This window comes from Paenibacillus sp. OK060, from assembly GCF_900101205.1.
GTDB lineage: Bacteria > Bacillota > Bacilli > Paenibacillales > Paenibacillaceae > Paenibacillus > Paenibacillus marchantiae.
In genome coordinates this window covers 1-13,024 of sequence record NZ_FNFR01000018.1, presented here as the reverse complement: position 1 = coordinate 13,024, position 13,024 = coordinate 1, and the positions used below count along the sequence as shown (strand labels likewise).

The following is a 13,024-nucleotide window of genomic DNA, read 5'->3' as shown; positions in this document are numbered from 1 at the left end:
CTCGGTAGTTGGCTCCCGGAAGGTTTGCACCATTCTACGCTGTAGAACAACGTTGTTTACACACGGTCTTCGCATGAAAGAGCAGTTCGCAGATGCAGGGAATTTCTGCCATTGCTCTTTTTAACGATGATTACCTGGGAAACGGGTTACGATAATACCATATATCGCCTGAATTTCTGTACTTATATTAGGAGGGTAATAACAGTGACAAAGTATATTTTCGTGACGGGCGGAGTTGTGTCCTCCCTGGGCAAAGGGATAACGGCTGCCTCGCTGGGCAGATTGCTGAAAAACAGAGGGTTGAAGGTAACTATTCAAAAATTTGATCCATACATCAATATCGACCCGGGAACAATGAGTCCTTATCAGCATGGTGAGGTTTTTGTAACGGATGATGGCGCGGAAACGGATCTTGACCTTGGCCACTATGAACGTTTTATTGACATCAACCTCTCCAAAAACAGCAACGTCACGACTGGTAAAGTATACTCCTCCGTCATCAGCAAAGAGCGGCGCGGGGAATATCTGGGCGGAACGGTACAAGTCATTCCACACATTACGAACGAGATCAAAGAGCGAGTATTCCGCGCAGGACGTGAAGCGGGTTCGGATGTTGTCATTACGGAGATCGGCGGTACGGTAGGTGACATCGAGAGCTTGCCGTTCCTGGAAGCTATTCGTCAAATCAAGAGTGATGTAGGTCGTGACAACGTGATGTACATCCATGTAACACTTATTCCTTACATCAAGGCTGCCGGAGAAGTGAAAACCAAACCAACGCAGCACAGCGTGAAGGAATTGCGCAGCATCGGTATTCAGCCGAATGTCATTGTATGCCGTACAGAGTATGAGCTGTCCAAAGACATGAAAGCCAAAATCGCTCTCTTCTGTGACATTGATGAAAATGCCGTGGTGGAATGCCGTGATGCAGACACATTGTACCAAGTGCCTTTGAACCTGCGTGAAGAAGGTTTGGATGAGATCGTGGTAAACCACCTGAAGCTGACTACTCCTGCACCGGATATGAGCGAGTGGGAAGGGCTGGTTGACCGTATCAATAAGCTGAAGCATACAGTGGAGATTGCCATTGTAGGTAAATATGTGGCATTGCATGATGCTTATTTGAGTGTTGTTGAATCCTTGTCTCATGCAGGATTTGCATCCAATGCAGATGTCAAGATCCGCTGGATTCACTCCGAAGATATCACCGATGAGAATGTGGGCGATCTGCTGCACGGCGTAGGCGGAATCCTCGTTCCAGGCGGATTTGGTGATCGGGGTATTGAAGGTAAAGTATCTGCGATTCGTTATGCCCGTGAGAAACAAATTCCGTTCTTCGGTATTTGCCTGGGTATGCAGGTTTCTGTTATTGAATATGCACGTTCCATCGTTGGTTTGAATGGAGCAAATAGCTCCGAGATCAATCCAGCTACAGAGTTCCCGGTGATCGACCTGTTGCCTGAACAAAAAGACATCGAAAACCTGGGTGGTACAATGCGTCTGGGTCTGTATCCTTGTAAGCTTCAGGAAGGTTCCCTGGCAATGTCTTGTTATGATGATGAATTGGTCTATGAGAGACACCGTCACCGGTACGAGTTCAACAATGAATACCGTGAAGCGATCGAAAAAGCCGGTCTGGTTATCTCGGGTACATCCCCGGATGGACGTCTTGTTGAGATCGTGGAGCTTCCAGGACACCCGTGGTTCCTGGCAGTACAATTCCACCCGGAATTCACTTCCCGTCCGAACCGTCCGCAGCCATTGTTCCGTGAGTTTGTAAAAGCTTCTCTGGAGAGCGCTGGAAAATAAGTGTTGATCATTAAGCTATAAATAAATGGATGTTCTTGGCAGCCGATAAGGGTGCTGGGGACATCCTTTTTTAGTGCATCGAGATGAGCGAAAATGGTTTTTGGCATTTTGGGATGTAAGCAGGATTTCAATGGGTAAGGTAGAATACTTATCATGACGACTATGGGATTGTTATCCAGATTCAGACGTACATGCTTTCCTAATTCTAGGAGGTTACTTAGTGGAAAATAAAAAAGTGTTGATTGTTGATGACCAAAACGGTATTCGAATCCTGTTAATGGAAGTGTTCAGCAGCGAAGGATATAATACGTTCCAAGCGCCTAATGGGAAGATCGCCCTGGAGATAGTAAATAATGACAAACCTGATCTTGTGCTGCTTGATATGAAGATTCCTGGCATGGATGGCCTAGAAATTCTGAAACATATTAAGGAAATTGATCCGGATATCAAAGTCATCATGATGACGGCCTATGGTGAACTGGACATGATCAAAGAAGCTACCGATCTTGGAGCGCTCATGCACTTTACGAAACCGTTTGATATCGATGAAATGCGAGTGGCAGTCAATATGCAGCTTCGAAATGATACTGCAAATAAGTGCAGCTGAATCCTGTAGATACAGGATTTTTTTGCGTGTGAAGCTGTGAGAGTTTACAGGTGGGCATACAGGGTATTTCAGTCAGGCATCCGGGGAATATTGGAAATGGGGACGTCATCATGCTGTGTCTATGAAAACTGTGCTGCAAAGCACAGCATTTTTGCAAATGCTTGTTTAGTATTTGACATGGGATGTGGTATAATAAGCCCGTATGTGATTTCGGCTAAAAACCATAGACACAACCCAACACCCCTAGGAGGATTGAAACCATGCCATTAGTATCTATGACAGACATGTTGAACAAAGCACTCGAAGGAAAATATGCAGTTGGTCAATACAACATCAATAACCTTGAGTGGACTCAAGCGATTCTTGCTGCAGCAGAAGAAGAGAAATCCCCAGTAATCTTGGGCGTATCCGAAGGCGCAGCACGTCACATGAGCGGTTTCTACACAGTAGTTAAAATAGTAGAAGGACTCATTCACGACATGAAAATCACCGTTCCAGTTGCTATTCACTTGGATCACGGTTCCAGCTTTGATAAGTGTAAAGAAGCGATCGATGCTGGATTTACATCCGTAATGATCGACGGTTCCCACCACTCCATCGATGAAAATATCGAAATGACTAAAAAAGTTGTTGAATATGCACACGCTAAAGGCGTTTCTGTAGAAGCCGAAGTAGGTACTGTTGGTGGACAAGAAGACGACGTTATCGGTGGTATCATGTACGCTGATCTGAACGAGTGTGTACGTATCGTTAAAGAAACAGGTATCGACACATTGGCTCCAGCTCTTGGTTCCGTACACGGTCCTTACCATGGCGAGCCTAACTTGGGCTTCAAAGAAATGGAAGAAGTTCGCGATGCAGTTAACGTTCCACTGGTACTGCATGGTGGTACAGGTATCCCTAAACATGATATCGACAAAGCCATTTCCCTGGGAACTTCCAAAATCAACGTGAACACTGAGAACCAAATTTCGTTCTCCAAAGTGGTTCGCGAAGTGCTTGCAACTAAACCAGATGCTTACGATCCACGTACATTCATCGTACCAGGCCGTGATGCAATCAAAGAAACCGTTAAAGGTAAAATTCGCGAGTTTGGTTCCAACAACAAAGCGTAATTTGTCTTTACCAGTTCCATACTGTGTAAGTGGAAAGAACACCGCCTAGCCGGTGTCTTTCCATTTTCACGCCTTATTTCTACATCGAAAGCCAACAGCACGTATTGCCGTTAACCGGCTGCAAAACACGTAGGGGGACATTAAGCTTTATGGAAAAATTGATGATTAGTGGCGGACGTCCGTTACAGGGAACTGTAACTATAAGCGGCGCCAAGAACAGCGCCATCGCGCTTATTCCTGCAGCATTGCTTGCCGAGTCAGAAGTCGTGCTGGACAACCTGCCGCTTTTGAGTGACGTGGCGGTTTATGCAGAAATTTTGGAGGAACTCGGGGCTCGTGTACATTGGGAAGGCAGTCAGATGAAGATCGATCCTTCCGACATTAAATCCATTCCTATGCCGAATGGTCCCGTGAAGAAGCTCCGTGCTTCGTATTATATGATGGGAGCATTGCTTGGGCGTTTTAAAGAAGCAACAATTGGTTTACCCGGGGGCTGCAACTTTGAGCCTCGTCCGATTGATCAACATATCAAAGGGTTTGAAGCGCTTGGCGCAACGGTAACAAACGAACACGGCTCCATTCATTTGCATGCCAAAGAGCTACGTGGAGCAAAGATTTATCTTGATGTAAGCAGTGTAGGTGCAACCATTAACATCATGCTGGCGGCTACTCGTGCCAAAGGCTCTACAATTATCGAAAACGCGGCTAAAGAGCCTGAGATTATAGATGTAGCAACACTTTTGAATTCAATGGGTGCCAGCATCAAGGGTGCCGGTACCGAAACGATCCGTATTGAAGGTGTGTCGGAGCTTAAGGGTTGCCGTCATTCCATCATTCCGGACCGTATACAAGCAGGCACGTATATGATCGCTGCGGCTGCAACGCGTGGCGACGTTCTGATTGACAATGTCATTCCCAAACATCTGGAGGCTTTGACGGCAAAGTTACTGGAGATGGGCGTTGGCATTGAGGAGCTGGATGAAAGTATTCGTGTCATTGGCAAACCGAGCTACAATCATGTAGACGTTAAGGCGCTCGTATATCCCGGTTTTCCGACGGATTTGCAGTCCCCGATGACCAGTGTGTTGACACAGGCAACGGGTGTGAGTGTCCTGAGTGACTTTGTATATAGCAATCGATTCAAGCACGTTCCTGAGTTGGTACGCATGGGTGCAAAAATCCGTGTGGAAGGGCGGTCAGCTATTATTGAAGGCAGTGCATTGAATGCGGCGAAGGTAAAAGCATCCGATCTTCGCGCTGGTGCAGCGCTGGTGATCGCAGGTCTCACCGTCAGTGAAGGTGTGACCGAAGTGACAGGCGTGGAGTTTATCGATCGCGGGTACGATCATCTAGTAACCAATCTACGTCTGCTAGGTGCAGATGTGTGGCGAGAAACCGATTAATTCTGTATTGTATGACGAGTTTTACGGTATTAAAGTGATTATTTTGACAGAACTGCATATCCTTTCAGTAATTGGGTAAACCTGTTTTAATAGAGTTCTCAGTCTCTCCGGGATAAGACGAAATGTTCCTGTTTCCTTTACCGGAGGGTCTTTTTTTGAGTCAGACTTCATATGGCTTTAAGAACATCATTTCCTTTTCCCCAAACCCCGGTTTTGTTTGAACTGCGCTCCATAGCCGGTCTGCCCGGATCGAACGCCTCATGTATTCGTGTTCACTCACTAGCGGATCTTGCCGAAAGCTGGCCATCCCGCCCGGAAACTTACACTCAAAGACAAGTATTTGCATTATAACGGTTACATTCCGTACAATGGACAGAAGAGAAATGCAGAACGATGCTGCTCTTATAGCCGGAACATCAAGCGAAACTATCCATTTCACGGACTTATTAATTGAATAGGTGGTTATTATATGGATCTACAAATTTCCGATTTGGAAGAAATGAAACTAACGGACCTCTACAAACTGGCCAAAAAATATCAAATTCCCTACTACGGCACTTTAAAAAAGAAAGAATTGATCTTCGCTATATTACGTGCACAAGCTGAACAGAGTGGATTGATGTTCATGCAGGGTGTGCTCGAAATTCTACCTGAAGGCTACGGATTCCTTCGTCCGATCAATTACCTGCCAAGTACGGAAGACATCTACATCTCAGCCTCACAGATTCGCAAGTTTGACCTAAGAACAGGTGACCTCGTATCAGGTAAGTGTAGAACACCTAAAGAAAACGAGCGATACTTCGGTTTGCTGCAAGTCAACGCTGTAAATGGTGAGAATCCATCAGCGGCTGCGGAAAGACTTCACTTCCCGGCATTAACCCCATTGTACCCGCAGAAGAAACTGGTTCTCGAAACATCCCCCAGCCATTTGTCCACACGCATTATGGATGTACTCGCCCCGGTAGGACTGGGACAGCGCGGATTGATCGTAGCACCTCCCAAAGCGGGTAAAACACTTCTCCTCAAAGAAATCGCCAACAGCATCTCAACCAACAACCCAGAAATTGAACTATTTGTCCTGTTGATTGATGAACGTCCGGAAGAAGTTACGGATATGTCGCGTTCGGTTAAAGGGGAAGTTGTAGCTTCTACGTTCGATGAGCTGCCAGAAAACCATATCAAAGTTGCGGAATTGGTGCTGGAACGTGCGCTCCGTCTGGTTGAAGCAAAAAAAGATGTCGTTATTTTGCTAGATAGCATTACGCGTCTTGCTCGTGCATACAACCTGGTCATCCCACCGTCCGGACGGACACTTAGTGGCGGTATTGACCCGGCAGCATTCCATCGTCCGAAACGTTTCTTCGGTTCTGCTCGGAATGTAGAAGAGGGTGGAAGTCTGACGATCCTGGCTACAGCTTTGATTGATACGGGCTCACGTATGGATGATATCATTTATGAAGAATTTAAAGGTACGGGCAATATGGAGCTTCATCTGGATCGCAAGCTGGCAGAGCGTCGTATCTTCCCGGCTATCGACATTCGTCGTTCCGGTACACGTCGCGAAGAAGTGTTGCTGAGCAAGGAAGAACTTGATACAATCTGGGCGATTCGTAAAAACATGAACGATTCCCACGACTTTGTCGAAGGTTTCTTGAAGAAACTGCGTAATAGCAAAACGAATGCTGAGTTCCTAGCGGCATTTGATACAGCTGGCAGCAGTCAGACCAGCAACTCCGGAACGACTACGACTCGACGTTCGCCAAGACAGACTGCGGCGTCCGGTACAACTACCTAGCATTACGTCGTTGATTTAACTCAATTTTTGCAGCGCTGCTGTTGATTAACAATATACTCGTCGTTTGGCTTTAACCCATTAGATGTGAGGAGAACATCATGTATTTAGTATACGCAGATGAAAAAGGTAATGTATTTGATCACCCTTCCCTGTACGGGCTGGCCCGCAGTGGAGATATGATCGTCGAAATTATGGAGGATGAGCTGATTCCTTTGCCGGAAGGTGCAACGCTGGTTGGACTGCCGAGTACACGTCCGATTGGTATGGACCCGGATACTGGCGAAATGCTGCCAATGCCTAGTGATACACAGGCGGTTGGAGCTTTGCTTCCGCAAGGATTCACTCGGTTGTGTCTGCCGGGGTATGTAAAAACGGATAAGGAGTACAAACTGCCTTTGTTCGGTTACTCGGCTGTTGTTTGGAAAGATGGTCAGTTTTACGTCACTGCCCGGATGTCAGATCATCCGGATAAATGGAACCCACTGAACTGTGATCGGGATGACGTACGTGCGGGTGTTAAACGTTTAACGAAGCAATATCCCGAAAATCGTCTCTATACCCATTTGTCCAATTGTGCGCTCGGGTATGAATGTCTGACTTCTTCCAATACCTTCTTGAATCGTTGGGAAGGCGGAGTTCCAGTATCCTATTCCTGCAACGCAGGCTGTTTCGGATGTATTTCCGAGCAACCGGATGACAGTGGCTTCGTTTCCCCGCAGACCCGGATGAATTTCCGTCCGCGTGTAGACGAAATCGTTGAAGTAATGCTGGAGCACTTGAAAACGCCGGAATCGATTATCAGCTTTGGTCAAGGTTGTGAAGGGGAGCCTTCCACACAGGCTAAATTGATTATTGAAGCCATCCGCGAAGTGCGTTCCATTACTGACATGGGATATATCAACATTAACACCAATGCCGGTTTGAATGATCACATGAGAGGTATTGTTGATGCTGGGCTTGATCTAATGCGTGTAAGTACAATCAGCGCACTGGATGACCACTATAATGCATACTACAAACCTCGTGGATATACACTGGCCAATGTAGAAAAATCGATGAAATACGCTGCTTCCCAGGGTGTATATACGTCGATCAACTATTTGATCTTCCCGGGAGTAACGGATCGTGAGGAAGAGATTGAAGCGATGATTGAGTTTGCTCGCAGAACCGATTTGCGTCTTATTCAAATGCGTAATCTTAATATAGACCCTGAGAGCTATCTGGAATTGATTCCTCCAGCTCAAGGTGATATTTTGGGCATGAAGCAAATGATGGAGATCTTTGAGGAAGAGCTGCCTGATGTCGTTATCGGCTCATACACGCACGTTCCCCCAGCTGGAATGGCGCGTCCGAAACGTCTGATCACCTCATGACAATAATGGATTGCAACCGGCATTAGGCCGTGTTATAATCTTCGATGTTGTGCCATTTACTCTGGGTCCGCTTGAGGCTCAGGGCGGAAAGAGGTGAAAGGTAATGAAAGCAGCAATTCATCCTAAATACACGATTGGTCAAGTATCTTGCGCTTGCGGGAATACTTTTGAGACTGGTTCGGTTAAAGACGGACTTCGTGTAGAGATTTGCTCCGCGTGCCACCCGTTCTTCACAGGTAAACAGAAGTTTATCGATGCTGGCGGCCGTGTTGATCGTTTCAAGAAAAAATACGGAATCTAATTCAGCAATTCCCTGGGAATTGTCTGACTATTACATCCAAATCACCTCTGCCGTTTCGGCAGGGGTTTTTATATGTTTTTATGTGATTGTATTGCTGCTCTTTTCGCTCTGGTTGCAATTTAGACAACCTTAAGTTATACTATTTCTTACCGTGCTAGATGGGGAGGTAGCGGTGCCCTGTAACTCGCAATCCGCTACAGCGAGGTTGAATTCCTGCTAGAGGTTTTGTCGATGTGAGGTTTGGTCCCTTAACGTGGTGTTGACGGTTGGGTCCTCCGCAATGAGTACTCATGAACCTGGTCAGGTCCGGAAGGAAGCAGCCATAAGTGAGATCACTCTTGTGCCGGAGGGTCGCCTAGCCCGAGCTGTTGTTAAGGGGTGCCGCTTGGATCGCAAATATCGATAGCAGGTGCACGGCTTACCATTTAAATGTAGAGACCTTTGCAGTTGTATGTATGCAGAGGTCTTTTTGATATGTCTAAAAAAACCATGCATGATGAGTCAGATAAAGTTTGGATTCACCCCGGAATATAGTATAATGGGGGAACGACAAAGGACTCGAATGCGAAGTGGAAGGAAGGTAACGCATCATGGAGCATATCGCGTTATACCGGGCTTGGCGTCCCCAGTCGTTTCAAGATATGGTGGGACAACAGCATATTATTCAGACCTTGCAGAACGCGATTCGTGAACAGCGGACTTCCCATGCCTACTTGTTTAGCGGGCCCAGAGGAACAGGGAAGACGAGTGCCGCCAAGATTTTGGCCAAAGCTGTAAACTGCGAGCGCGGGCCTGCGCCTGAGCCTTGTAACGAATGTGAAGCTTGCCGCAGGATTACGACTGGCGCTGTGATGGATGTGCAGGAAATTGATGCCGCATCCAACCGTGGCGTTGAAGAAATCCGCGATCTTCGGGAAAAGGTGAAATACGCCCCGACTGAAGTCCGGCAGAAAGTGTATATTATTGACGAAGTGCACATGCTGACGACAGAGGCATTCAATGCGCTACTCAAAACATTGGAAGAGCCTCCGCCACATGTGATGTTTATTTTGGCAACAACAGAACCCCATCGTCTTCCGGCAACGATTATTTCTCGCTGTCAGCGATTTGATTTTCGCCGGGTGTCCCTGGAAGAACAGACAGCACGACTTACGCTGATCTGTGAACAGGAAGGTATGGAAGCTGATCAGGACGCACTCCAGTATATTGCTCGTCTGTCTGACGGAGGGATGAGGGACGCACTCAGTGTCCTGGATCAGATCTCCTCCTATACAGATGGAAGGGTAACCTATCAGCAGGTTATGGATATGACCGGAGGCATTCCTTCCGAACAGTTTGCAAAGTTGGCTGCTTCTCTGCTCAAAGGCGATGTAGGTCATATTTTGCAAATGATCGAAGGGTTCATGCATGAAGGTAAGAGTGCGGACAAGTGCATGGAAAATTTGCTTTATTATTTCCGTGATTTGCTTATGATTAAGATGGTGCCGGATGCAGATAAACTGACGGATCGGGTGCTTAATCCCGAGTCGTTCCGTGATATGGCGGAATCATTCACCAAGGAACAGCTGTTCCAGATGATTGATACTCTTAACCGGTACCAGAGTGAGATGAAATATGCAGTACAGCCGCAGACGCTGTTTGAAGTAGCTCTCCTTAAACTGTGCAGTATTCCTGCTCAAGGGGCATCATCGGGTCAGATGGAGGGTTCGGCCGGCGCTGCTCCTGCTGCATCCGCGCCAGCGGATGGCGGGGAGATCAACCGACTGAAGCAACAGCTTGCTGAACTGGAGAAAAAGTTGGATCGCGCGCTTAAGGGCGGTTTGTCTGGTGGGGAGGCTACATCAAGTGCTCCTTCACGCCCGGCAACACGAGCTCCAGTGTCGAGAGGCAATTCGCCAGCGAAGCTGCCTGCACAGCTTGATCAGTACGTTGCACGTAAGGGATCTCCTGAGTTTGCGGAGGTTAGCAAGAAGTGGGGGCAGATCCTGCAGCGCGTCAAAGAAGAGAAAGTAACCGTTCACGCCTGGTTTATGGATGGTGAACCGGTATCGCTGCTGGAAGACAATGTTCTGGTGGCGTTTAAGAACAACATCCACCGTGAAACTACGGAGAAGCAGGCTAATCGTGAAGTGATTGAACGGGTACTGTCTGAACAGCTTGGACGTTCAGCGCGTCTTGTGACGATGATGCTCAAAGATTGGACTGGAGCGATGGAAGGGGCTACTGAAACGCCAAAGGAGGACTTTAAGCTCGAACCTGAGCATGAAGACGGCGGTTCAGGCAACAAGCAGCCTTGGATTGATGAAGCCATCCAGCTCTTTGGTGAGGACCTTGTAGTGATCAAAGAATAGATATACATGCGCCTGGCGCGATAACTATAACAAAGGAGATGAATAATCATGAACAACATGAACCAAATGATGAAACAAGTGAAGAAAATGCAGGAGCAAATGCTGAAGGCGCAGGAGGAACTGGCGGACAAAACAGTCCAAGGTACTTCTGGTGGCGGTGTTGTAACTGCTGAAGTTAACGGACATAAGAAATTGCTGGCTATCACTATCAAGCCAGAAGCGGTTGATCCAGAGGATGTAGAAATGCTGCAGGATCTGGTTATGACAGCAGTCAATGACGCAATGACCAAAGCTGATGAAATTGCGAACCAGGATATGGGTAAATTCACAGGCGGTATGAAAATTCCGGGATTATTTTAATTAAATTTGATCCTATCAAAGGAGACGCAATCGATTGTATTATCCCGAACCGATAGCGAAGCTGATTGACGCCTTCACCCGTTTGCCGGGTGTTGGCCCCAAGACTGCGGCGCGACTAGCTTTTCATGTGCTTAAAATGAAGGAAGATGACGTTATTGACTTTGCCAAAGCACTCGTCAGTGTGAAGCGGAATCTTCATTACTGTTCGGTGTGTTGTAATATTACGGATACTGACCCGTGTCGGATCTGTCAGGACAAATCCAGGGATGTCTCGGTAATCTGTGTAGTTCAGGATTCCAAGGATTTGGTGGCTATGGAGCGTACCAAGGAATTTGACGGATACTATCATGTGCTGCAAGGCGCAATCTCTCCTATGGAGGGAATAGGTCCGGATGATATCCGTCTGAAGGAACTTTTGACCCGTTTAAGCGATGAGCGAGTTAAAGAACTGATTCTGGCTACAAATCCGAATATCGAAGGTGAGGCCACGGCGATGTATATTTCCCGTCTGGTCCGTCCGTTTGAGATCTCGGTGACTCGGATTGCCCATGGATTGCCTGTTGGGGGCGACCTGGAGTATGCGGATGAAGTGACTCTTTCCAAGGCGTTGGAAGGGCGCAGGGAGATGAGATAGTAGTGCGTGTTTCTTAATGAGAGCATGCGCCTATAATGATTGATTTCCTAAAAGAAAAGAATAGATAAGTTTGGATTACTTAGAGAGCCCTTTAGGCTCTCTTTTTTTGTTTTAATACTCTTTTTAACGTTGCCTAAATGTGAAGTCTCTCATTTCTACTGATGTATGGTTATTAATCCATAGAATGTCGTTGAGATTAAAATAACGATTCATTAATTTATTTAGCTCAGTTCTAAGTTTGTCCTTTCCCTGATATGTATGAGAATATGCTGTGCTGAATCAGAAAGGGGATGGCTTATGTTTACATGGCGAAATGTAGGGAGATCGGTGGAGAAGCGCGAAAGAATGCTAAAGGAGATGGAAGAGGACCAGATTTATTCAGATATACAGAAAGCTAAGGCAGAGTGGGAACGGGCTGTTAGACAGTTTGAAGAGGCACAGGGGCAGGATGAAATCGATTATGCGATCTATGTGCTGGAGGCCGCGGAGCGTAAATATCAGATTCATTTGAAGCGCGCTAAACGTGTAGGGATTAATAAGGCAGTTATAGGTGATCGAGGAGTGAGCATGTAGGCGGAGGTGTGACATTCAATTATGGAGGTGTTGAGAGTATGAAGAGTCTTATATTAGGCAGTGTGCTTGTTGTGTCGTTACTAGGGTTGATAATCATCTTGTTTAGAAAACGGATTGGGTTATCATTTTTTACATCATTCGGTATTCATCTGGTGCTGGCTGCGGTAGGGATATATGTAGTTAACTATTCAGGGTGGATCACCGGAACTTACATTCCACTGAACCCTGCTACAATAGGTACTGTGAGCATTTTAGGGTTGCCGGGTGTTGGTTTATTATTGGGTTTGAAAATTTCTTTGTTTGGGTAGTTGACTCCTTCGATATTTATATGGTACATTATATCTCGTTGCTTTGCTTGCTTGGTTAAATGCTTTTGACGAAATGAACCAGTTCAATAAGAACTCGAAAAAAGAATTTCAAAAAAAGCTTGACTGAAACAAACGAAGTATGATATATTATAAAAGTCGCCGCTGAGAGAAAACGGTGACGAAAAAGCAAGAAAATTATCAAGTTTGATCTTTGAAAACTGAACAACGAGTGAGTAAACATTCTGCTTGCAGAATGAACGCGAAAGTTCGAGACAAGCCTTGGCTTGAATCGGCTGGAGCATAAATGAGATTTTTAATCTCGTCAGTTTCAAAATGAGCTTATCGCTCTTTTCAATACTTTATTGGAGAGTTTGATCCTGGCTCAGGACGAACGC

The 13,024-nt window shown here is 46.4% G+C and carries 12 protein-coding genes and 1 other RNA gene; all 13 read left to right on the top strand.

What is annotated here, in order from left to right; all coding sequences use genetic code 11:
- The first annotated feature begins 204 nt into the window (after window positions 1–204).
- Complete coding sequence (locus BLS14_RS31750; protein ID WP_063567651.1) at window positions 205–1,809, top strand: CTP synthase; 1,605 nt, start codon at window positions 205–207, stop codon at window positions 1,807–1,809.
- A gap of 220 nt (window positions 1,810–2,029) precedes the next feature.
- Window positions 2,030–2,416 (top strand): response regulator, encoded by a 387-nt coding sequence (locus BLS14_RS31745; protein WP_024628781.1) that lies wholly within the window; start codon window positions 2,030–2,032, stop codon window positions 2,414–2,416.
- Window positions 2,417–2,676: 260 nt separating this feature from the next.
- Window positions 2,677–3,531, top strand: a complete 855-nt coding sequence (fba, locus tag BLS14_RS31740) for a class II fructose-1,6-bisphosphate aldolase (RefSeq protein WP_090955819.1) — start codon at window positions 2,677–2,679, stop codon at window positions 3,529–3,531.
- A gap of 149 nt (window positions 3,532–3,680) precedes the next feature.
- On the top strand, window positions 3,681–4,934 hold the full coding sequence (locus BLS14_RS31735) for a UDP-N-acetylglucosamine 1-carboxyvinyltransferase (RefSeq protein ID WP_063567653.1): 1,254 nt from the start codon (window positions 3,681–3,683) through the stop codon (window positions 4,932–4,934).
- A 469-nt stretch (window positions 4,935–5,403) separates the two neighbouring features.
- Window positions 5,404–6,729, top strand: a complete 1,326-nt coding sequence (gene rho, locus BLS14_RS31725; RefSeq protein WP_063567654.1) for a transcription termination factor Rho — start codon at window positions 5,404–5,406, stop codon at window positions 6,727–6,729.
- A gap of 98 nt (window positions 6,730–6,827) precedes the next feature.
- Entirely contained in the window at window positions 6,828–8,102 is a 1,275-nt protein-coding gene (locus tag BLS14_RS31720) for a radical SAM family protein (RefSeq protein WP_063567655.1), read from the top strand.
- A gap of 103 nt (window positions 8,103–8,205) precedes the next feature.
- Window positions 8,206–8,403 carry a 50S ribosomal protein L31 gene (rpmE, locus tag BLS14_RS31715; protein ID WP_024628775.1) on the top strand — a complete coding sequence of 66 codons (198 nt, stop codon included), beginning with the start codon at window positions 8,206–8,208 and terminating at the stop codon, window positions 8,401–8,403.
- 149 nt (window positions 8,404–8,552) lie between these two features.
- Window positions 8,553–8,820, top strand: an RNA gene (ffs, locus tag BLS14_RS31710) — signal recognition particle sRNA large type.
- Window positions 8,821–8,993: 173 nt separating this feature from the next.
- Window positions 8,994–10,754, top strand: a complete 1,761-nt coding sequence (dnaX, locus tag BLS14_RS31705; RefSeq protein ID WP_090955817.1) for a DNA polymerase III subunit gamma/tau — start codon at window positions 8,994–8,996, stop codon at window positions 10,752–10,754.
- A 48-nt stretch (window positions 10,755–10,802) separates the two neighbouring features.
- Window positions 10,803–11,114, top strand: a complete 312-nt coding sequence (locus BLS14_RS31700) for a YbaB/EbfC family nucleoid-associated protein (protein ID WP_024628773.1) — start codon at window positions 10,803–10,805, stop codon at window positions 11,112–11,114.
- A 34-nt stretch (window positions 11,115–11,148) separates the two neighbouring features.
- Complete coding sequence (recR, locus tag BLS14_RS31695) at window positions 11,149–11,748, top strand: recombination mediator RecR (protein ID WP_053779059.1); 600 nt, start codon at window positions 11,149–11,151, stop codon at window positions 11,746–11,748.
- Window positions 11,749–12,093: 345 nt separating this feature from the next.
- Complete coding sequence (locus tag BLS14_RS31690) at window positions 12,094–12,321, top strand: DUF2508 family protein (protein WP_079697741.1); 228 nt, start codon at window positions 12,094–12,096, stop codon at window positions 12,319–12,321.
- Between the two features lie 38 nt (window positions 12,322–12,359).
- Window positions 12,360–12,629, top strand: a complete 270-nt coding sequence (locus tag BLS14_RS31685) for a pro-sigmaK processing inhibitor BofA family protein (RefSeq protein WP_063567659.1) — start codon at window positions 12,360–12,362, stop codon at window positions 12,627–12,629.
- Window positions 12,630–13,024: the final 395 nt, after the last annotated feature.

Bases quoted from the DNA above. Each gene is read 5' to 3' on its own strand.
- fba (WP_090955819.1), top strand. From the start codon at position 2,677: ATGCCATTAGTATCTATGACAGACATGTTGAACAAAGCACTCGAAGGA.
- BLS14_RS31700 (WP_024628773.1), top strand. From the start codon at position 10,803: ATGAACAACATGAACCAAATGATGAAACAAGTGAAGAAAATGCAGGAG.
- BLS14_RS31690 (WP_079697741.1), top strand. From the start codon at position 12,094: ATGCTAAAGGAGATGGAAGAGGACCAGATTTATTCAGATATACAGAAA.
- rho (WP_063567654.1), top strand. From the start codon at position 5,404: ATGGATCTACAAATTTCCGATTTGGAAGAAATGAAACTAACGGACCTC.
- BLS14_RS31720 (WP_063567655.1), top strand. From the start codon at position 6,828: ATGTATTTAGTATACGCAGATGAAAAAGGTAATGTATTTGATCACCCT.
- dnaX (WP_090955817.1), top strand. From the start codon at position 8,994: ATGGAGCATATCGCGTTATACCGGGCTTGGCGTCCCCAGTCGTTTCAA.
- rpmE (WP_024628775.1), top strand. From the start codon at position 8,206: ATGAAAGCAGCAATTCATCCTAAATACACGATTGGTCAAGTATCTTGC.
- BLS14_RS31685 (WP_063567659.1), top strand. From the start codon at position 12,360: ATGAAGAGTCTTATATTAGGCAGTGTGCTTGTTGTGTCGTTACTAGGG.
- BLS14_RS31735 (WP_063567653.1), top strand. From the start codon at position 3,681: ATGGAAAAATTGATGATTAGTGGCGGACGTCCGTTACAGGGAACTGTA.